The organism is Bradyrhizobium sp. USDA 4474 (assembly GCF_054057515.1).
Window position 1 is genome coordinate 1,757,602 of the sequence record NZ_JBSRZJ010000002.1, and the last position, 17,101, is coordinate 1,774,702.

Below are 17,101 nucleotides of genomic sequence, written 5' to 3' on the forward strand. Positions count from 1 at the left end.
GGGCTGACAGCCCGACCTCTTTTACGAGTACTATTGCTTACACCAACGTAAATCATGTTTTGATCCACGCTACGCCGCTCAGCTCAGCGCCGCCAATTCACGCGCGAGATTGGCGCGGGCGCGGCGGTCGTATGTGGCGGCGAAGCTGGAGTCGGGATAGATGACCGGGCGGGCGGCGAACCGGCGCAACACCGCGGCGCCGGCATAGGCGTCGCAGCGCGCCGGCTCGGCGCCCAGCTCGTAGGGTGGGTTAGCGTAGCGTAACCCACCACTTTGCATCCAAGGCCAGTCTAGACATGGTGGGTTACCTTGCGCCCTCGCGCGTTGAAAGTCCATGCGTGTGAGCGGCTAACCCACCCTACGCAGCTACGCGGCTCAGCTCAGCGCCGCCAATTCACGCGCGAGATTGGCGCGGGCGCGTCGGTCGTATGTGGCGGCGAAGCTGGAGTCGGGATAGATGACCGGGCGGGCGGCGAACCGGCGCAACACCGCTGGCGCCGGCATAGGCGTCGCAGCGCGCCGGCTCGGCGCCCAGCTCGTAGGGTGGGTTAGCGTAGCGTAACCCACCATCTTGCATTCAAAGCCTCTCTAGACATGGTGGGTTACGCCTTGCGCCGTCGCATGTTGAACGACCAAATTTGTGGGCGGCTAACCCACCCTACGCAGCTCAGATCAACGCTGCCAACTCACGCGCGAGATTGGCGCGGGCGCGGCGGTCGTATGTGGCGGCGAAGCTGGAGTCGGGATAGATGACCGGGCGGGCGGCGAACCGGCGCAACACCGCGGCGCCGGCATAGGCGTCGCAGCGCGCCGGCTCGGCGCCCAGCTCGTAGGGTGGGTTAGCGTAGCGTAACCCACCACTTTGCATCCAAGGCCAGTCTAGACATGGTGGGTTACCTTGCGCCGTCGCGCGTTGAAAGTCCATGCGTGTGGGCGGCTAACCCACCCTACGCAGCTCAGATCAACGCTGCCAATTCAGGCGCGAGATTGGCGCGGGCGCGGCGGTCGTATGTGGCGGCGAAGTTGGAGTCGGGATAGATGACCGGGCGGGCGGCGAACCGGCGCAACACCGCTGGCGCCGGCATAGGCGTCGCAGCGCGCCGGCTCGGCGCCCAGCTCGTAGGGTGGGTTAGCGTAGCGTAACCCACCATCTTGCATTCAAAGCCTCTCTAGACATGGTGGGTTACGCCTTGCGCCGTCGCATGTTGAACGACCAAATTTGTGGGCGGCTAACCCACCCTACGCAGCTCAGATCAACGCCGCCAATTCACGCGCGAGATTGGCGCGGGCGCGGCGGTCGTATGTGGCGGCGAAGCTGGAGTCGGGATAGATGACCGGGCGGGCGGCGAACCGGCGCAACACCGCGGCGCGGCCGGCGCGATAGTCGGCGTCGCTGACATGGATGAACTCCTGCCGGATGGCGGCGGCATAGGCGTCGTAACGCGCCGGCTCCGCGCCCAGGATGCCGAGGTCGATCGAGATCAGGATGGCCCCAAGGCGATCGTCGGCCTTGACCTCGTGCATCCGCGTCAGGCGGATCAGGCGGCCGACCTCGCTGCTGATGTCGGCGCGCACGTGCCGTTCGGCCAGTTGTGCGCTGAGCTCCTCGTTGTCGAAGCGGGTCGGATCGTAGACGACATCGTGCCACCAGATCGCCTCGGACAAAATCTCGCGCTCGCTCGCCGAGAGGCCCTCGATTTGCGCGAGCACGGCGAGGCAGTCCTCGATATGTGCGAGGTTGTGGTAATGGCGGCCGGGTGCCGCATAGGCGGCGGCCAGTGCTTGGCGGTCCATCGCCGAGGTATAGGATGAATGCTGCGGAGATGGTAGCCATGGCTCAAGATGTCCGATAGCGATCTGCACCGCCTCCCCGACCAGCTCCGCGAAAATCTGCGCCTCGTCTTCGTCGGCACCGCCGCCTCGACGCGTTCGGCCGAGCTCGGGCACTACTACGCCCATCCCGGCAACCGCTTCTGGCGCGCGATCCACGAGGCCGGCATCACGCCGCGGCGCTATCAGCCAAGCGAGTTCGCCGCGCTGATCGAGCTCGGGATCGGCTTCACCGATCTCTCCAAATCGGGCGCGGGGATGGATCATCAGATCGCACCTGACACGATCGACGTATCCGGCTTCAGGGCAAAGATGAAGACGTACCAGCCGCGGACGATTGCGTTCACGAGCAAGAAGGCAGCGAGCTTGTTTTACGGCCGGGCGTCAGCTGCGATTTCGCTGGGGCGGCAGGTGCGCGATGCGAGCTTGCCGGAGATCTTCGTGCTGCCGTCGCCATCGGGGGCGGCGTCGGGACATTGGACGCTGGAGCCGTGGCGGGAGCTTGCGAGGTGGATTGGTTCTGATTCGTAGGGTGGGTTAGCTGCGCGGAAGCGCGAAGCGCGGGCCGCGCGGCGTAACCCACCGCTTCTGTCGCCGCGGAAACATACGTGGTGGGTTACGCCTTGCATTTTTCGCCTGATTCACGATCGCGCTTGCGGGCGGCTAACCCACCCTACGAGCCCGCGCCTACAAATCGAAGTTCGTCGGCATCATCACGACGTCGCGGATGGTCATGCCGCGCGGGCGCGTCAGCATGAACATCACGACTTCAGCCACTTCGCTGGCCTCCAGCAGGCTGCCCGAGTCCCTCGCGTCCTGCAGCTTCTCGGCCGGCCAGTGCGCGAGCAGCGCGGTGACGACCGGGCCGGGCGAGATCGAGCCGACGCGGATGCCGTGCTTGAAGACCTGGCGCCGCACGGTCTGGACGAAGCAGTTGATCGCCCATTTCGACGACGCGTAGACCGGCTCCCATGGCGTCGGAAAATGCGCCGCCAGCGAGCTCGTGACGATGATGTCGCCGGTCCGGCGCGCGATCATGTGCGGCAGCACGTCGTGCACGTTCTTCATCACGACGTTGACATTCAGGTTCAGCATCCGGTCGATCGCCGTCACGTCGGCATCGACCAGATCGCCGCCGACATAGCTGCCTGCATTCGCATGCAGGATATCGAGCTGCCCTGCCCTTTCCAGGACGCGCGGGAGCAGCGTTGCGCAATCCCCGGGATCCAGGAGGTCGATAACCAGCGGCATCACGGCCTCGCCGTGCTTGTCGCAGAGCGCGTTGAGCGCCGCCTCATCGCGGTCGACCATCACCACGCGCGCGCCGGCGGCCAACATCGCCTCGGTGCTCGCGAGCCCGATGCCCGACGCGGCCCCGGTCACGGCGGCAATTTTGCCTTCCAATTGTCTTGCCATGAGATCACCATCCTGCTGAGGTCAGACAGTATAGCGATCTCAAACGAATTGGCGACGCGGATCACCGGCTTCGTAAGGCCGGTCAGGCCTTCTCCGATCGATCGACGTCGCACGCAGAGACTTGCAAGCGCCTCACGGCAGCGATACGACTTCGAGAGGAAGCACAGAGTGGTCCGGCCGGGCCTCACCCGGCGCGCATATGTCGAGGAAGCCGCCGCAAATGAGCGACGATCTCTCCGGTGTCTGGGACGGCACGTACATCCAGCCCGGCACGGGAATGGTCACGTTCACGGCGACGCTGGTCGAGGCCGGCGGTGCGCTGAGCGGCAGCGTGACCGAGCCCTGCTCGAACCCGCGCTGCCCGCTGCGTACCCACAGCGCCTCGATTACTGGCCATCGCTCAGGCCACGCCGTGTCGTTCGTCAAGCGCTACGAGCCGCCGGGTTACGGCTTCGACATCGTCCAGTACGACGGCATCATGAATGGAGAGGCGACCGAGATCGACGGTCGCTGGCGGCTGCCCGGCACCTCAGGCTCGTTCCTGATGATCCGCTCCAGCAAGCGCGCGCAGGCTGCCACCACCGATGACAAGGCCAAGCTGTCAGCGCGCTGAGAGCGAGATGAGATTGATTGAACCGATGTGAGCCGTGGACTTGGATCACCTCCTCCCGGAGGGAGAGGTGTTCAAGAGGCGGCCGGCTTGATTGATATGCGCAAAGAGGTGCCATCATGCTGACCCTCTATTCCTACCCGCCATTGTTCGGCGTCGCCGACAACAACGGCTACGGGCTCAAGGTCTACGCCTTCCTGAAACTGTCGGGCGTTCCGTTCGCGCATGAGCATGTGTTCGATGCCTCCGCGGCTCCGCGCGGGCAGCTTCCCTATGTCGTCGACGACGGCGAGACCATCGGCGACAGCGAGACGATCATTGCGCATGCGATCGCCAGATATCACCTCACCATCGACGCCGCGCTGTCGCCGGCGCAGCGCCGCACCCATCATCTCGTCACGCGCATGCTGGATGATCTCTATTGGGTGATGTCCTATTCGCGCTGGAAGGACGAGCGCTATTATCCGGCATTTCGCGACGGCTTCATTGCGCAGCATCCGCAGATCGACGTAGATGGATTCGAGAAGGCGAAGGCCTACAACGCGCAGCGTTATCATTATCAGGGCATCGGCCGCTACACGCCGGAGCAGGCCTATGCGCGCGGGCTTGCCGATTTACAGGTACTCGCCGAGATCCTTCCGGCGACCGGTTTCGTCGATGGCGAGCGGCCGACCAGCTGCGATGCCGGCATCTACGGCTTCATCGCGAACATCCATTATTTTCCGATCCCGACGCCACTGAAGGCGTTCGTCGAAGCGCAGAAGAACCTCGTCACGCATTGCGAGCGGGTTCATGCAATGGTGGGGGGAAAGTAGTTCGATCCGTCATTGCGAGCGTAGCGAAGCAATCCAGACTGTTGCCGCGGAGGAACTCTGGATTGCTTCGCTCGCAACGACGGCGTTGATGCACCGTTTAACGCATCGTGATCGCAAGCCCGCTCAGATCCGCATTCGCCATCAGGCCGGTCTGATAGCCCGACAACTCCAGCACCGCGCCCTTCTGGTTGGTCAGCACGATGGCGCGGGCGCCGCGGCCGACCGCGAGGCCGGCACCGGCCGCGCCGTAAACGCCGGCGACATCGGAAGGCCTGATGATGTTGGAGACACGGCCGCGCAACACGGTCTTGGAGCCGCCGAAGACGAGGCCGTAGTCGAGGCCGCCGGTCGAGAGTGCATAGGAGCGGCCGCGGAAGTTCAGCACGCCCGAGCCGCCCGAACCGCCGATGATCCAGCCCGCCTTGTAGATCGTCAGCACCACGGTGCCGCCATCGGCCATCGCCGAGGTCGTGAGGCCGGCCAGCGCGGCCAAAGCGACGAGCGCGGCACGCAAGGTGGAAGCAAACTTCATGGGGCGTCTCCGGAGGCTATTTTTCTGCAGGGGGATAAGCGAATCAGAAACCGCAATTTACCTGATCGATCGCGGCGGCAACATGAAGGGGCACCCGCATCACCCCACGATGCCATCCTGCCGATGTTTTGCCCGACGGGTCAAGACGAATTTTTGTTTTACCGAATTCGGCCGGCCATTGATTTCTACTGTGCATGGGGTTGTTTTCGCGCTTTCGTATCGGAGCACGCGGCCCCGCTTCTGACATATCCGTGAACGGCCCTGCCGCGGCTTGCCAGAGGCGCCGTTTTGCCGCACCAGTTTCCTCGTCACGTTCCCATAGGAGATTTTTTTCATGCGTCGCGTTTTCGCCCTTTGTGCCGTCGCCGGCATCGCCAGCTCCGTCTTCGCCGTGCCCGCGTCCGCAAAGACCGGCTATTACGTGATCCGCTGGGACAACACCGGCATCTGCCAGGTCTGGAACGAGGACCTCCGTTACAAGCCGCTGCAGTGGGGCGTCTCGACCTACAAGGTCGTCAGCAAGCCGCTCCCCACTTTCACTGAGGCGTCCGACCTCCAGATCAAGATGCGCGCCGAGCGTCGCTGCACGCTCTGATCGGGTCCGGCCAGTCCGATTCGGGGGCGGGTTGCGTGAGCAGCCCGCCCTTTGCTTTTGCGCGTGCGCTTTGAACCCGATCAGCACACCGAACTACTCACATCTTGTCCGGGGCGCAGCTGAGGCGCCCCGCGATCCCCCTCCCCGTCATTGTCGGGAGGCGCATCACATCTTTCATTTTGAGGAGCTGATCCATGCGTCGTATTTCCATGCTTTGCGCTGCCGCCGGTCTCGCCGCTGCCGCCTTCGTGGCCGCGAGCCCTGCCGAAGCCGGCTATCATTTGGTCCGCTGGCACGACAGCGGCGTGTGCCAGATCTGGGACGAGAGCATCCCGACCACGCCGTGGCCGGCCGGGTATCATCGCGCCAGCGCCTCGGTGCCGACCTTCCTGGACGCACTCGCGCTGAAGGATCACGCGTTGAAGGCCGGCCACTGCAGCTGGTAGGAATTCGATCGGCGGACGACAAGAACCGGGCCAGGATGCGATGCCAGCATCCTTGCCCGTGCGTTTTTTACCTCGCAGACGAGCTGAGCGTCGTCACGCGTCCTTGTGCGCGCCGGGATGGATCAGAACATCGCGCGCGGCGGAGAGGTCGATGAAGGCCTGTGCGCTGCCGCCCCGGTCGGGATGCATGCCCTTGGCGGCACGGCGATAGGCCTGGTTGATGTCGTCGCAGGTGAGCTGCACCGCGAGCGGCAGGCCGAGCATCTTGCGCGCACGATCCTCGCTCGACAGTTTCTTCGGTGCTGCGTTGCGCCGGCCGAAGCGTGGCGCGGTCAGATCGTGGATGACGTCGAGAATCACCCCGACACGGCGCCGGGCCGCCAACGCGACGCCGTGGTCGTCGGTGTCCGCGGCCTGACGCAGCACGGGCAGCGCCTGCTCGGCGGCCTGCCGCAACATCACATCGGTGCTCATCCTGATGATCTCGGCCACCAGCCGGGCGGCCTCGGCCCAATCGGCGCCGTCCGTCGACCGCAGCCGCTCGAGAGCGAGTTTCCAGGATTCAAGCCGTTCCATCATGCGCGCAACGTTTAGCAACGGAAATCAGTATGCCAAGGCCGCCGTTTCCGACCGCTTAATTTCGAGTTAGCCTTTCATGAAACTTAGAAACGAATCCGGAAGGAAATCGCCATGGCATTGCTCGCAAACCACATCGCCGTTGTCACGGGCGCTGGCTCCGGCATCGGCCTGGCGATCGCCGCCGGCTACGCCCGCGAGGGCGCGCAAGTCGTGCTGCTCGACGTCAACGCCGACACGGTCGCCGAGGCTGCCGAGGAGATCCGCAAGGCCGGCGGCAAGGCCGAGAGCTTTGTGCTCGACGTGACCCGGCGCGACGATTGTTTCGCGCTGGCGAAGCAGGTCGCCAAGAAGGTCGGGCAGGTCTCGATCCTCGTCAACAATGCCGGCATCACGCGCCGCAACGCCTTTACCGCCGAGACCGAAGCGGTGGCGAAAGACTGGAACGACATAATTTCGCTCAACCTCAACGGCGTCTTCAACATGACGCAGGCCTTGCTCGCTCCCCTGCGCGCCAGCAAGGGCCGCATCGTCAATATCGGCTCGATCCAGTCATTCATGCATCTGCGGACACCAAGCTCGGCGGCGTACACGACCTCGAAGCACGGTGTGCTGGGCTTCACCAAGGCACTCGCAGTCGAGCTCGGCAGGGAAGGCGTGCGCGTCAACGCGATCGGCCCGGGCTTCATCGAGACCAACCTGAACGCCAATGTGCGCGCCACCAATCCGGCGCTGGTACAGGCCTTCATCGACCACACCCCGCTCGCACGCGCCGGGAAGCCCGAGGACATCGTCGGCCCCGCGCTCTTCCTTGCGTCGGACTTGTCGGCCTATGTCACGGGAACGATCGTGATGGTGGACGGCGGATATCGGACAGTGTGAGCGAGATCGCGCCACCTTGCTATGCATTTTGCGCCAATCGCGGCGGCGCGGCGGCATTCTCAAGGTCAATTCGTGCGATGTCTCGCGATTTAACCTTTCGTTAACCAAAACCATCGACCGTAGATCTACGGCTTGGGGATCGCTTGTTCTCGATCCGCTTCCAACGGTGGAAGCGGGCGTTGATCGGGGAGTTCGTTGATGACCACTGTTCATGTCGCCGCGCCCGAGCAGGGCGGATACTTGCTGCCCCCCAACAAGATCGTTCCGCTGCTGATCGGTGCGACCGTCGGCGAGATCGAGCGCGAGCTCGTGCTCCAGACGCTGGCACGCTGCGACGGCAATCGCACGCGGGCCTCGCGCGTGCTCGGCCTGTCGGTGCGCACGCTGCGCAACAAGATCAGGACCTACGCGGCGTCCGGCATCAAGGTGCCGGCCTATCACGATTGACGCGTGAGGGCCGCGCGCCGTCCCGCCGATCGATGTTGATCCAGCCCGGCATGATGCGTGGGCGGAATTGCTGCTGTCGTCAAACGCCGCTAAGTAGCTTGCGTGCGCAGAAGGAGCGGCGGCGTGGCAGACGATCAGGGACGGCAGGGACCTCCGGGTCCGCGCGGGCGGCAGGGCGAGCCGGGACGGCCGGGACCGCAGGGTCATCCAGGCAAGCGTGGCCCTGACGGCGCACGCGGCAAGCCCGGCCCGCAGGGCAAGCCGGGACCAGTCGGAAAGGCCGGTCCACAAGGCAAGGCCGGTCTGCCGGGCAAGCCAGGCGACCCCGGTCCGCGCGGAGCCGCCGGACCGCAAGGCCCCGCCGGTCCTCAGGGCCCGCGCGGCGAGGCCGGTCCGGCCGGACAATTGCCATCCATCGAGCAGATTCTGCCGTGGCTGGAGCAGCTGTTCGACGCCTGGGACGAACGCCGCCGCCAGCGCGAGCAGGAGGCCGCCGAGCGCGCCGCCCTCGAAGCCGCGGTCCACGAGGGTGAAGACGCCACGGTCAGCGACGACGACACCGCGGGCGACGAAGCCGAAGGCGACGAGCACAAGAAAAAGAAGAAAAAGAAGAAGCACGCTCACAAGGGCTGATGGCGCTGCTACTTCGCCTGGTCCTCACGCCGCGGCACCATGCCCATGCGCTCGAACTGCCAGCGCATGGCACGGTACCAGAGATAGCCGACCGCAGCGCCGCAGACAGCGAAGATCACCACGTACTCGCTCGAGAACGAGCCGCTCCACCACATCATCCACGAGGTCCACAACATCGTGAAAACGATGGCACCTGCTTTCAGCGGAAGAAACGGTCGGCTCATCATCGTGCTCCGGTTGTCAAAACCCCGGCCCACATCATTGCGCGTGAGGGTCGCCGCCTCCGTGAGCCAGATCACGGTAGCACCTAGCCGAAGCGCAGCCGCGAACGCTCCTTCGCTTTCTCCGCCTCGACCTCGCGGTCGCGGGCCGGTGCATGGGTGTGCAGCGAGGTCAGAAGCTTCCGCGCAGCTTCCGAGACCTCCGCAACAGCGCGATCGAAGGCCGCTTCATTCGCCTGCGAAGGCTTGTTGAAGCCTGACAGCTTGCGCACGAACTGGATCGCGCTGGCATGGATCTCATCCTCCGTCGCCGGCGGCTCGAAATTGAACAGGGTCTTGATGTTACGGCACATGCAGTCTCTCCAGTCTCTCCGGCGGCTTCCTCTTAAGACGATCGGCGGAGCCGAAATCCTACATCCTTCCGGCTCGTTCTGCTAAGGTCCATGTCAACGCGGCCGCCTGGTGTGAGCCGCAAGGGAGAGGAACATGAAAGCTTCTTGCGCGGCGCTGGCGGCCGTTCTGCTGTCGATCTCAACGTCGGCACTCGCATCCGACTATCCGGCACCCAAGCAGGGCGACTGGATCGCCAAGGATTTCAAGTTCCACACCGGCGAGGTCATGCCGGAGCTAAAGCTGCATTACACCACCGTTGGCGAACCAACCGGACAGCCCGTGCTGGTGCTGCACGGCACCGGCGGCTCCGGCGCGAGCATGCTGACGCCTGCCTTCGCCGGCGAGTTGTTCGGCTCCGGACAGCCGCTCGATGCATCCAAATATTACATCATCATTCCAGACGCGATCGGTCACGGCCGCTCGTCAAAGCCGTCCGACGGCATGAAAGCGAGCTTTCCGAAATACGATTACGACGACATGGTCGAGGCGCAGCATCGCCTCGTGACCGAAGGCCTCGGCGTCAAGCACCTGCGGCTCGTGATCGGCAATTCGATGGGCGGCATGCAGACTTGGATGTGGGGCGAGAAATATCCGAAGGACATGGACGCGCTGGTGCCGATGGCTTCGCAGCCGACCGAGATGGCGTCGCGGAACTGGATGCTGAGGCGGATCATGCTCGACACCATCAGGAACGACCCGGATTACGAGGGCGGCAACTACACCAGCCAGCCCCGCATGATGAAATACGCCATCACCGCCTACGGCATCGCCAGCAGCGGCGGCACGCTGGCCTATCAGCAACAGGCGCCGACCGCGGCCAAGGCCGATGAGATCGTCGGGGAGCGCCTTGCGACGCCGATCACGACGGATGCCAACGACTACGTCTACCAGTGGGACTCCTCGCACGACTACAATGCCGCCGAGAAGCTGGAGACAATCGAGGCTTCGCTGCTGCTGATCAATTCTGCCGATGACGAACGCAACCCTCCCGAGACCGGCATCACGGACGCCGCGATGAAACGGGTCAAGAACGGCAAGCTGTATCTCATCCCCGCAAGCACCGAGACGCGCGGCCACGGCACCACCGCCAACGCAAAATTCTACAGCGAGCAAGTCCGGCAATTGCTGCAAACCGCGCCGCAGCGCACGATGTAGGGGTCGTCGGAACTCGCCGCAGCGGCATCATCAGCATCGCTCGTACCCGCGGACGCGGCTCTGATTTCGTTGGCTGGGGACAGCCGATCGGGTAGTTTGGCTCCGAACCCATGCGGAGGCACGCCGTTGACCGATCTTTGCGCTGAAGACCTCGCCACCATCTATGCGAAACCGACGCCGCGCGTGATCGCGAAAGCGCGTCCTGCGATCGACGTGCATGCGAGGAAATTTATCGAGATGTCGCCGTTCTGCGTGCTCGCGACATCAGGCCTCGATGGCAGCGTCGATGCGTCACCGCGTGGTGGCTGCGTTGGCTTTGTCCATGTCGCTGGCCCGAATCGATTGCTGATGCCAGACCGCGCCGGCAACAACCGCATCGACAGTTTTCGCAACGTCGTCGAGGGCTCGGGCTTCGTCCATTTGTTGTTCTTCGTACCCGGCATCGATGAGACGCTGCGCGTCGGCGGGCGCGGTACGCTAGCGGCCGATCCGGATCTGCTCGCCTCGATGGTTGAGTTCGGAAAGCCCCCACGCGCGGTGTTGAACGTCGCCGTCAGCGAAGTCTATTTTCATTGCGGCAAGGCGCTGATGCGCTCAAAGCTGTGGTCACCGGAGAAGGTGCAGCGCTCGGTAATGCCGAGCATCAGCCAGATCATCCACGACCAGACCAGTCTCGGCGAGCCGGAAAGCCAGGAGATCGTGGAAGAGCGTTACAAGACGCAATTGTAACGAGCGCCCAAACTAAAATGTCGCCCCGGAAGGCGGGACGACATTGAAGGGTGCTGCTGACATGGATGCCGGAGGTTAGTGTCCCTCGCCCTCGAGCCCGCCAACGTGCTTCTGTGTGTAGAGTTCGAGGCCGATGCGGCCGATCAAATCAAGCTGGGTTTCGAGGAAGTCGATGTGGTGCTCCTCGTCGCTCATCAGCTTCTCGAACAGGTCGCGCGTGACGTAGTCCTTGACACCGTGGCAGTAGGTCGCCGCTTCCTGGTAGAGCGCGCGCGCGCTCATTTCAGCAGCGAGATCGCATTCGATGATTTCCTTCACATTCTGGCCAATGCGGAGGGGATCGAGCACCTGCATGTTCGGGAAGCCGTCGAAGAACAGGATGCGGGCAGTGAGCTTGTCGGCGTGCTCCATCTCCTCGATGGACTCCTTGCGCCAGACCTTGGCCATGTCGAGGAGGCCCCAATTGTCGAGGAACCGGTAGTGCAGCCAGTACTGATTGATCGCAGTCAGTTCGTGACGCAGCGCCTTGTTGAGATAGTCGATGACTTTTGCGTCGCCCTGCATGGTTCACTCCAGCTCTTGCAGTCCAAAATCGGACCCGCCCGACTTTAGAAAGCTTCTAAATGACATTAAACATCAGAGCAATCAGCGACAGGACGCAGCCGTGGAAAAGCTGAGCCGAAGTTGCGGAAGCTCTTCAGCAGGCCGCGAGAGCGAACTGGACGGGACCGGCCGTCTCGTCGTTGGCGGCCACGGTGTGGCTGTGCGGGCAACCGGAACAGCACGAAGCGGCGCAGGGGCCGAGCGCTTCGTCGATGATCGCCTTGATGGTGCGGGCGCACCGGCCGCACTCGGCGCTGCAGCCGAGACATCCATAGACCTGCTTGGCATGACGCACAGCATCATCGGACTCGGCGACGGCGGCGCGGATGTCGTCATCGCTCAGCACGTTACAGGAACAAACGATCATGGAAGCGGTAGGCCCTTCAGTGATGCGTCGTCATCGATATTTAAGGGGCCGCCCGGATGCAAAAGGAAAAACCGGTATTTCAAGCTATTCCAAACTGGCCCGCAGGCAGTCTAGAACGGCTCTAAAGCAGGGAGCTGCGCCGGATCAAGATAATCCCGACGGGCTTAATCGCCGCTCCCGCCACCGCCTCCGCAATCTCCGCCGCTGCTACCGCTATCGCCGGCGGAGCAACTGCCGCTGTCGGTCGAACTTCCGGAACTGTCGCTGGAGAACCAGCTTCCCGGTGAGAAGATGTCACTCGACGTACCCGAATAGCTGTCGCCGCTTCCGCTGCCGTCGCCACTCATTCGGGCGCGCGGACCACGCCGACGGCGCCGAGCGCGATCAGGGCATTGGTCAGGGCGCTCATCTCGTCTCCTGGGCTTGGATCTCGTCCAATTGGTCGCACATGGCCCACAGACCGTTCATTGATCGTTCAAGCGAAATATGGAACTTTAGCCCCGAGAGTTCCGCATTCGCTGTGAAAGGGCTGAGCCAATGAAGACGACGTTTATGGCAGTCGCTGCCGCCGCCACCCTGGTCCTGACCGCGGGAACGCCGGCCCATGCTCAGCGCGGCGTCGCTGCTGGGGTTGCTGCCGGGATTATCGGTGGGGCCATTGTCGGCGGCGCTCTGGCTTCTCCGTATTATTACGGACCCGGACCCGGCTATGCTTATGGTCCGGGATACGATCCTGGCTACTATCCGCCCCGCTACTACGCGCCGGGTCCCGGCTACGTCGCCGATGACTATTATGGCGGCGGTTGTGTCTGGCAGAAGCAGCGCTTCTGGGACGGCTACGCCTGGCGCGTCCGCCGCGTCCGAGTCTGTGGCTGAGGCGCACCCGACCGCTCGCCCTGCCCCATTCAGCCGGGCCGGTTCAGTACGGATGCGCCGTTCATTTCCGGGCCCGAAAAAGACCGCTTTTTCTCGTCACAGCTCCGTGCGCGTTTACCGTGGATTGACCATTTGCGCGCTTCCTAGCTGCAAGACCAATTCCATCAGCGTGTACGTAGACCTTTGAACCCCGGACGTTCCGAACAAGGGACGTCCTTCTCCCAGGAGAGCCAAGAGCATGAAGAAGACTATTGTTGCCGCCCTCACGGTTGCGACGGTCGCCGGTTCGCTGGTGACCGCCACGCCGTCCGCCCAGGCCCATGACGGCGTCGGCGCCGGCATCGCAGCCGGCCTGCTCGGCGGCGCGATCATTGGCGGCGCTATCGCCTCGAGCCGTCCGGCCTACGGTGGCCCGGTTTACGTCGCCGAGCCCGCTCCGCCCCCGCCACCCTGCTACTGGCAGCGCCAGCGGTACTGGGACGGCTACGGCTGGGTCGTTCGCCCGGTTCGCGTTTGCTACTGATCTGATCGTGAGACGCTCCTGAGCGCCGCGATCGATGCCCGGCCGAGACCATCGGCCGGGCTTTTTCTTTTGGGAAGCTGGTTCAGCGCGCTGCCTGGATCGATCGCAGCACGGCTTCGCTGGGCCAGCAATCGACCTTGAGCCCCGCCGACTTCTGATAGGCGCCCAGCGCGGCACGCGTCTGCATCCCCGCCTTGCCGTCGATCTTGTCCTTGTAGAGGCCGGCGCGCGTTAACCCACGCTGCATCGCCTCGACATCCGTGGTGCGCAGCTGCTTCGACGCCGACCATGGCGTCGCAAACGGCAGCGGGCTCGTCATGCGGTCGCTGAGATGGCCGACGAACAGCACGTAGAGGTCGGAGAAATTGTATTCCTTGATGACAAAGTAGTTCTTCGTCGTCAGGAACGCCGGACCGTAGATGCCCTCCGGCTGGAGCAGCGAAGCGGGCTGTGCCTGCTCGGCGGCACTGAGCTTCTCGCCACGCACCGGCACAAAGCCTTCACGCAGCCACTGGCCGATCGGTTTCGTCACCTCGGGCACGCCGACCGTGCAATCGACTTTCGCCGGCGCCTGCACCTCATAGGCCCAGCGCACGCCGCTCTGCCAGCCCTTGTTGACGAGTTGCTGCGCGGCCGAGGCCAGCGCATCCGGCACCGAGTGCCAGATGTCGATGCGGCCATCGCCGTCGAAATCGACGCCATGCTTGTAATATTCGGATGGCAGGAACTGGGTGAGCCCGGTGGCGCCCGCCCACGAGGAGCGCATGTCCTTGCGCGTCACCACGCCCTCGCCCAGGATCTTCAACGCGAGGATGAACTCGTTGCGATAGGTGTCCTTGCGGCGGCCGACATAGGCCTGTGTCGCCAGCACGCGAACGAGATCGTAGGGCAGCGTGTAGCGGCCGTAGTCGGTCTCGCGTCCCCAAATCGCCAGCATGACGGTTGCAGGCACGCCGGAGCTTTTCTCGATCTTCGTCAGCGCGGCGTTGTATTTTTGCAGCAGCCGCTGCCCCTCGCTTGCGAGATTGGCGATGGAGGCTTCTCTGACATAGTCCGCCGGCACCTGCACGAATTCGGCCTGCGACGGCGCGCCGGTCTCGGGCCGCCCCGGCAGGATCAGATCGGGCAGCTTGTAGTCCGGCTCGAGCCCGCGGGTCTCTCGCTCGAACGTCGCACGCGAAACGCCCGCGGCCTGCGCTTCCGGCCAGAGCGAGGCGATGAACTGCGTGAAGGCAGCATCGGCGGCGCGGGCGGACGACCATCCGCAGGTGAGAACGATCACCACCGCGATGAGCGCCCGCCGCATCATGCCATCACCGCGTCAGCTTCTTGTACTTCACGCGGTGCGGGATGATGCTGTCCTGGCCGAGTCGGCGCATCTTGTCCTTCTCGTAATCCTGGAAGTTGCCTTCGAACCATTCGACATGGCTGTCGCCTTCGAAGGCCAGGATGTGGGTCGCGATGCGGTCGAGGAACCAGCGATCGTGGCTGATGATGACGGCGCAGCCGGCGAAATCCTCCAGCGCCTCTTCGAGCGCGCGCAGCGTGTCCACATCGAGGTCGTTGGTCGGCTCGTCGAGCAGCAGCACGTTGGCGCCTGATTTCAGCATCTTGGCGAGATGCACGCGGTTGCGTTCACCACCCGAGAGCGCGCCGACCTTCTTCTGCTGGTCGGCACCCTTGAAGTTGAAGGACGAGCAATAGCCGCGTGAGTTCACTTCCTTTTTGCCGAGCAGAATCAGTTCGTTGCCGCCGGAGATTTCCTCCCACACGGTCTTCTTGCCGTCGAGCGCGTCACGCGACTGGTCGACGTAACCGAGATGCACGGTCTCGCCGACTGTGATGGTGCCCTTATCCGGCGTCTCCTGCTTGGTGATCATCTTGAACAGCGTGGTCTTGCCGGCGCCGTTCGCGCCGATCACGCCGACAATGCCGCCGGGCGGCAGCTTGAAGGTGAGATCATCGATCAGGAGGCGATCGCCATAGCCTTTGCTGAGCCCTTCGAAATCAACCACGTTAGCACCGAGGCGTTCGGCGACGGGAATGATGATCTGCGCGGTCTGCGTCTGCTTCTCGTTTGCCTGCTTGAGCAGCTCTTCATAACGCTGGTAGCGCGCCTTCGACTTGGCCTGGCGGGCCTTCGGCGAGGAGGCGACCCACTCCTGCTCGCGCGCAATCGTCTTCTGATGCGCGGCGTCTTCGCGGCCTTCCTGCTCGAGCCGCTTCTGCTTCTGGATCAACCAGGACGAGTAATTGCCCTCATAGGGGATGCCGCGGCCGCGATCGAGCTCGAGGATCCAGCCGGTGACGTTGTCGAGGAAGTAGCGATCATGGGTGACGATCAGGATCGCGCCGGGATAGTTGCGCAAATGGCCTTCCAGCCAGGACACCGACTCCGCGTCGAGATGGTTGGTCGGTTCGTCCAGCAGAAGAAGTTCGGGCTGGTCGAGCAAAAGACGGCACAGCGCCACGCGGCGGCGCTCACCGCCGGAGAGCTTGGTCACGTCGGCATCATCAGGCGGGCAACGCAGCGCGTCCATGGCCTGATCGACCTTGCTGTCGAGATCCCAGAGGCCTTGGGCCTCGATCTCGTCCTGGAGCTTGGTCATCTCGTCGGCAGTCTCGTCCGAATAGTTGACGGCGAGCTCGTTATAGCGGTCGAGGATCGCCTTCTGCTTGGCGACGCCCTGCATGACGTTCTCACGTACGGAAAGCGCAGGGTCCAGCTGCGGCTCCTGCTCGAGATAGCCGACACGGGCCCCCTCGGCGACCCAGGCCTCGCCGGTATATTCCTTGTCGAGACCCGCCATGATCTTGAGAAGGGTCGACTTACCGGAGCCGTTGACGCCGAGAACGCCGATTTTGGCGTCCGGATAAAAACTCAGGCGAATGTTGTCGAGGACCTTGCGGGTCGGGTAGCTCTTGGTCAGGCCTTCCATGAAGTAGACGAACTGGCGCGCCATCGGTCCCGTGAAACCTTCAATTTGAGGAGATTTGCTTAGCCAGCGATGTAACGATCCTGCCTCCAAAGGGCAATGTTTTCCCTCCGTTCACCACGGATGAATACTGGGCGGACACCATCCGGACCAGATCCGGACAATTGAAACTATCTTTTAATAAATCAGGCCAAAGCTCGGTTTCGCGCGGCAACAGCGCCACCCGCTCAGAACGAACGGGGAGCACAGCGAGGCCCACCATGGCTCTGATCGAGACCCATCGTCTTCCCGTTCCGGCAGGAACCGGTCGCGCTTCGGCGCTCGTGTCCGAGGTCAAGGGCTTCTGGAAGCGTTTTTTCGCAACGGCCTTCAACCCGTACCGGCCCGAGTTGCACTACATGCGCGGCCCCGGCCCCGCCTGGCGCGCCAAGCACGGCATGGATGCGCCGATCCGGCTGAAGCCACGCGATCGCTAAGCCGCGCTCCGCTATCGGACTTTTGAAGACCCCAGACTGC

Annotated in this window: 25 protein-coding genes; 13 read left to right on the forward strand and 12 right to left on the reverse strand. The window is 63.6% G+C overall.

Annotation, left to right across the window (positions count from 1 at the left end; translation table 11 throughout):
* Positions 1 to 78: 78 nt before the first annotated feature.
* The 3 genes from ACVW16_RS10105 to ACVW16_RS10115 all read right to left on the reverse strand — a co-directional run bounded on the left by ACVW16_RS10105 (position 79) and on the right by ACVW16_RS10115 (position 1,794).
* Positions 79 to 279: a hypothetical protein gene (locus ACVW16_RS10105; protein ID WP_456736044.1), complete on the reverse strand. Its 201-nt coding sequence runs from the start codon at positions 277 to 279 to the stop codon at positions 79 to 81.
* 388 nt (positions 280 to 667) lie between these two features.
* Positions 668 to 868 (reverse strand): hypothetical protein, encoded by a 201-nt coding sequence (locus ACVW16_RS10110; protein ID WP_456736045.1) that lies wholly within the window; start codon positions 866 to 868, stop codon positions 668 to 670.
* A gap of 380 nt (positions 869 to 1,248) precedes the next feature.
* Positions 1,249 to 1,794 carry an HD domain-containing protein gene (locus ACVW16_RS10115; RefSeq protein WP_456736046.1) on the reverse strand — a complete coding sequence of 182 codons (546 nt, stop codon included), beginning with the start codon at positions 1,792 to 1,794 and terminating at the stop codon, positions 1,249 to 1,251.
* 48 nt (positions 1,795 to 1,842) lie between these two features.
* Here ACVW16_RS10115 and ACVW16_RS10120 point away from each other — a divergent pair, with 48 nt between their 5' ends.
* Positions 1,843 to 2,361 carry a mismatch-specific DNA-glycosylase gene (locus tag ACVW16_RS10120; protein WP_456699099.1) on the forward strand — a complete coding sequence of 173 codons (519 nt, stop codon included), beginning with the start codon at positions 1,843 to 1,845 and terminating at the stop codon, positions 2,359 to 2,361.
* A 156-nt stretch (positions 2,362 to 2,517) separates the two neighbouring features.
* On the opposite strand, the gene ACVW16_RS10125 is transcribed toward ACVW16_RS10120, so the two are convergent.
* Positions 2,518 to 3,246 (reverse strand): SDR family oxidoreductase, encoded by a 729-nt coding sequence (locus ACVW16_RS10125; protein WP_456736047.1) that lies wholly within the window; start codon positions 3,244 to 3,246, stop codon positions 2,518 to 2,520.
* A 220-nt stretch (positions 3,247 to 3,466) separates the two neighbouring features.
* Here ACVW16_RS10125 and ACVW16_RS10130 point away from each other — a divergent pair, with 220 nt between their 5' ends.
* Both ACVW16_RS10130 and ACVW16_RS10135 read left to right on the forward strand, forming a co-directional pair.
* Positions 3,467 to 3,859, forward strand: coding sequence for a hypothetical protein (locus ACVW16_RS10130; RefSeq protein WP_456699101.1), 393 nt, complete (start codon positions 3,467 to 3,469; stop codon positions 3,857 to 3,859).
* 116 nt (positions 3,860 to 3,975) lie between these two features.
* Positions 3,976 to 4,671, forward strand: a complete 696-nt coding sequence (locus tag ACVW16_RS10135) for a glutathione S-transferase family protein (protein ID WP_456736048.1) — start codon at positions 3,976 to 3,978, stop codon at positions 4,669 to 4,671.
* A 97-nt stretch (positions 4,672 to 4,768) separates the two neighbouring features.
* On the opposite strand, the gene ACVW16_RS10140 is transcribed toward ACVW16_RS10135, so the two are convergent.
* Complete coding sequence (locus tag ACVW16_RS10140) at positions 4,769 to 5,203, reverse strand: hypothetical protein (RefSeq protein ID WP_456736049.1); 435 nt, start codon at positions 5,201 to 5,203, stop codon at positions 4,769 to 4,771.
* 334 nt (positions 5,204 to 5,537) lie between these two features.
* Between ACVW16_RS10140 and ACVW16_RS10145 the strand changes: the two genes are divergently transcribed.
* Positions 5,538 to 5,798: a hypothetical protein gene (locus ACVW16_RS10145; RefSeq protein ID WP_456699104.1), complete on the forward strand. Its 261-nt coding sequence runs from the start codon at positions 5,538 to 5,540 to the stop codon at positions 5,796 to 5,798.
* Positions 5,799 to 5,992: 194 nt separating this feature from the next.
* Positions 5,993 to 6,244, forward strand: a complete 252-nt coding sequence (locus tag ACVW16_RS10150; RefSeq protein WP_456699105.1) for a hypothetical protein — start codon at positions 5,993 to 5,995, stop codon at positions 6,242 to 6,244.
* 93 nt (positions 6,245 to 6,337) lie between these two features.
* Here the strand turns inward: ACVW16_RS10150 and ACVW16_RS10155 are convergent, their stop codons facing one another.
* A complete protein-coding gene (locus ACVW16_RS10155; protein WP_456699106.1) occupies positions 6,338 to 6,823 on the reverse strand; it encodes a J domain-containing protein in 486 nt (161 codons plus the stop codon).
* Positions 6,824 to 6,934: 111 nt separating this feature from the next.
* On the opposite strand from ACVW16_RS10155, the gene ACVW16_RS10160 reads away from it, so the two are divergent.
* The 3 genes from ACVW16_RS10160 (at position 6,935) to ACVW16_RS10170 (ending at position 8,782) form a co-directional block, all read left to right on the forward strand.
* The gene (locus ACVW16_RS10160) at positions 6,935 to 7,702 is read left to right on the forward strand and encodes an SDR family NAD(P)-dependent oxidoreductase (protein ID WP_456736050.1); all 768 of its coding nucleotides are present in this window, start codon (positions 6,935 to 6,937) and stop codon (positions 7,700 to 7,702) included.
* A gap of 198 nt (positions 7,703 to 7,900) precedes the next feature.
* Complete coding sequence (locus tag ACVW16_RS10165) at positions 7,901 to 8,149, forward strand: helix-turn-helix domain-containing protein (protein ID WP_456699108.1); 249 nt, start codon at positions 7,901 to 7,903, stop codon at positions 8,147 to 8,149.
* Between the two features lie 123 nt (positions 8,150 to 8,272).
* Entirely contained in the window at positions 8,273 to 8,782 is a 510-nt protein-coding gene (locus ACVW16_RS10170; RefSeq protein WP_456738794.1) for a collagen-like protein, read from the forward strand.
* Positions 8,783 to 8,790: 8 nt separating this feature from the next.
* On the opposite strand, the gene ACVW16_RS10175 is transcribed toward ACVW16_RS10170, so the two are convergent.
* On the reverse strand, positions 8,791 to 9,006 hold the full coding sequence (locus ACVW16_RS10175; protein ID WP_456699109.1) for a hypothetical protein: 216 nt from the start codon (positions 9,004 to 9,006) through the stop codon (positions 8,791 to 8,793).
* Between the two features lie 83 nt (positions 9,007 to 9,089).
* Positions 9,090 to 9,356: a DUF2277 domain-containing protein gene (locus ACVW16_RS10180; RefSeq protein ID WP_456736053.1), complete on the reverse strand. Its 267-nt coding sequence runs from the start codon at positions 9,354 to 9,356 to the stop codon at positions 9,090 to 9,092.
* 133 nt (positions 9,357 to 9,489) lie between these two features.
* Here ACVW16_RS10180 and ACVW16_RS10185 point away from each other — a divergent pair, with 133 nt between their 5' ends.
* A complete protein-coding gene (locus tag ACVW16_RS10185; RefSeq protein WP_456699111.1) occupies positions 9,490 to 10,551 on the forward strand; it encodes an alpha/beta fold hydrolase in 1,062 nt (353 codons plus the stop codon).
* A 126-nt stretch (positions 10,552 to 10,677) separates the two neighbouring features.
* Positions 10,678 to 11,280, forward strand: coding sequence for a pyridoxamine 5'-phosphate oxidase family protein (locus ACVW16_RS10190; protein ID WP_456699112.1), 603 nt, complete (start codon positions 10,678 to 10,680; stop codon positions 11,278 to 11,280).
* A 75-nt stretch (positions 11,281 to 11,355) separates the two neighbouring features.
* Here ACVW16_RS10190 and bfr read toward each other — a convergent pair whose 3' ends face one another.
* On the reverse strand, positions 11,356 to 11,844 hold the full coding sequence (gene bfr / locus ACVW16_RS10195; RefSeq protein ID WP_011089420.1) for a bacterioferritin: 489 nt from the start codon (positions 11,842 to 11,844) through the stop codon (positions 11,356 to 11,358).
* Between the two features lie 133 nt (positions 11,845 to 11,977).
* Complete coding sequence (locus tag ACVW16_RS10200) at positions 11,978 to 12,250, reverse strand: (2Fe-2S)-binding protein (protein ID WP_456699113.1); 273 nt, start codon at positions 12,248 to 12,250, stop codon at positions 11,978 to 11,980.
* 537 nt (positions 12,251 to 12,787) lie between these two features.
* Here ACVW16_RS10200 and ACVW16_RS10205 point away from each other — a divergent pair.
* Together ACVW16_RS10205 and ACVW16_RS10210 are read left to right on the forward strand one after the other, a co-directional pair.
* A complete protein-coding gene (locus ACVW16_RS10205; RefSeq protein ID WP_456699115.1) occupies positions 12,788 to 13,126 on the forward strand; it encodes a hypothetical protein in 339 nt (112 codons plus the stop codon).
* A gap of 238 nt (positions 13,127 to 13,364) precedes the next feature.
* Positions 13,365 to 13,649 carry a hypothetical protein gene (locus tag ACVW16_RS10210; RefSeq protein ID WP_456699116.1) on the forward strand — a complete coding sequence of 95 codons (285 nt, stop codon included), beginning with the start codon at positions 13,365 to 13,367 and terminating at the stop codon, positions 13,647 to 13,649.
* Between the two features lie 82 nt (positions 13,650 to 13,731).
* Here the strand turns inward: ACVW16_RS10210 and ACVW16_RS10215 are convergent, their stop codons facing one another.
* Together ACVW16_RS10215 and ettA are read right to left on the reverse strand one after the other, a co-directional pair.
* Positions 13,732 to 14,958, reverse strand: a complete 1,227-nt coding sequence (locus tag ACVW16_RS10215) for a lytic murein transglycosylase (protein WP_456699117.1) — start codon at positions 14,956 to 14,958, stop codon at positions 13,732 to 13,734.
* 4 nt (positions 14,959 to 14,962) lie between these two features.
* On the reverse strand, positions 14,963 to 16,612 hold the full coding sequence (ettA, locus tag ACVW16_RS10220) for an energy-dependent translational throttle protein EttA (RefSeq protein ID WP_456699118.1): 1,650 nt from the start codon (positions 16,610 to 16,612) through the stop codon (positions 14,963 to 14,965).
* A gap of 233 nt (positions 16,613 to 16,845) precedes the next feature.
* Here ettA and ACVW16_RS10225 point away from each other — a divergent pair, with 233 nt between their 5' ends.
* Positions 16,846 to 17,061 (forward strand): hypothetical protein, encoded by a 216-nt coding sequence (locus ACVW16_RS10225; RefSeq protein WP_456699119.1) that lies wholly within the window; start codon positions 16,846 to 16,848, stop codon positions 17,059 to 17,061.
* Positions 17,062 to 17,101 lie beyond the last annotated feature (40 nt).

Excerpts from the sequence above, each read along its gene's own strand:
- ACVW16_RS10140 (WP_456736049.1), bottom strand. The coding sequence starts at position 5,203 with ATGAAGTTTGCTTCCACCTTGCGTGCCGCGCTCGTCGCTTTGGCCGCG.
- ACVW16_RS10215 (WP_456699117.1), bottom strand. The coding sequence starts at position 14,958 with ATGATGCGGCGGGCGCTCATCGCGGTGGTGATCGTTCTCACCTGCGGA.
- ACVW16_RS10185 (WP_456699111.1), top strand. The coding sequence starts at position 9,490 with ATGAAAGCTTCTTGCGCGGCGCTGGCGGCCGTTCTGCTGTCGATCTCA.
- ACVW16_RS10210 (WP_456699116.1), top strand. The coding sequence starts at position 13,365 with ATGAAGAAGACTATTGTTGCCGCCCTCACGGTTGCGACGGTCGCCGGT.
- ACVW16_RS10205 (WP_456699115.1), top strand. The coding sequence starts at position 12,788 with ATGAAGACGACGTTTATGGCAGTCGCTGCCGCCGCCACCCTGGTCCTG.
- ACVW16_RS10200 (WP_456699113.1), bottom strand. The coding sequence starts at position 12,250 with ATGATCGTTTGTTCCTGTAACGTGCTGAGCGATGACGACATCCGCGCC.
- ACVW16_RS10110 (WP_456736045.1), bottom strand. The coding sequence starts at position 868 with ATGCAAAGTGGTGGGTTACGCTACGCTAACCCACCCTACGAGCTGGGC.
- ACVW16_RS10165 (WP_456699108.1), top strand. The coding sequence starts at position 7,901 with ATGACCACTGTTCATGTCGCCGCGCCCGAGCAGGGCGGATACTTGCTG.
- ACVW16_RS10175 (WP_456699109.1), bottom strand. The coding sequence starts at position 9,006 with ATGAGCCGACCGTTTCTTCCGCTGAAAGCAGGTGCCATCGTTTTCACG.
- ACVW16_RS10130 (WP_456699101.1), top strand. The coding sequence starts at position 3,467 with ATGAGCGACGATCTCTCCGGTGTCTGGGACGGCACGTACATCCAGCCC.
- ACVW16_RS10115 (WP_456736046.1), bottom strand. The coding sequence starts at position 1,794 with ATGGACCGCCAAGCACTGGCCGCCGCCTATGCGGCACCCGGCCGCCAT.
- ACVW16_RS10105 (WP_456736044.1), bottom strand. The coding sequence starts at position 279 with ATGCAAAGTGGTGGGTTACGCTACGCTAACCCACCCTACGAGCTGGGC.
- ACVW16_RS10225 (WP_456699119.1), top strand. The coding sequence starts at position 16,846 with ATGGCTCTGATCGAGACCCATCGTCTTCCCGTTCCGGCAGGAACCGGT.
- bfr (WP_011089420.1), bottom strand. The coding sequence starts at position 11,844 with ATGCAGGGCGACGCAAAAGTCATCGACTATCTCAACAAGGCGCTGCGT.
- ettA (WP_456699118.1), bottom strand. The coding sequence starts at position 16,612 with ATGGCGCGCCAGTTCGTCTACTTCATGGAAGGCCTGACCAAGAGCTAC.
- ACVW16_RS10160 (WP_456736050.1), top strand. The coding sequence starts at position 6,935 with ATGGCATTGCTCGCAAACCACATCGCCGTTGTCACGGGCGCTGGCTCC.
- ACVW16_RS10155 (WP_456699106.1), bottom strand. The coding sequence starts at position 6,823 with ATGATGGAACGGCTTGAATCCTGGAAACTCGCTCTCGAGCGGCTGCGG.
- ACVW16_RS10135 (WP_456736048.1), top strand. The coding sequence starts at position 3,976 with ATGCTGACCCTCTATTCCTACCCGCCATTGTTCGGCGTCGCCGACAAC.
- ACVW16_RS10145 (WP_456699104.1), top strand. The coding sequence starts at position 5,538 with ATGCGTCGCGTTTTCGCCCTTTGTGCCGTCGCCGGCATCGCCAGCTCC.
- ACVW16_RS10150 (WP_456699105.1), top strand. The coding sequence starts at position 5,993 with ATGCGTCGTATTTCCATGCTTTGCGCTGCCGCCGGTCTCGCCGCTGCC.
- ACVW16_RS10125 (WP_456736047.1), bottom strand. The coding sequence starts at position 3,246 with ATGGCAAGACAATTGGAAGGCAAAATTGCCGCCGTGACCGGGGCCGCG.
- ACVW16_RS10120 (WP_456699099.1), top strand. The coding sequence starts at position 1,843 with ATGTCCGATAGCGATCTGCACCGCCTCCCCGACCAGCTCCGCGAAAAT.
- ACVW16_RS10180 (WP_456736053.1), bottom strand. The coding sequence starts at position 9,356 with ATGTGCCGTAACATCAAGACCCTGTTCAATTTCGAGCCGCCGGCGACG.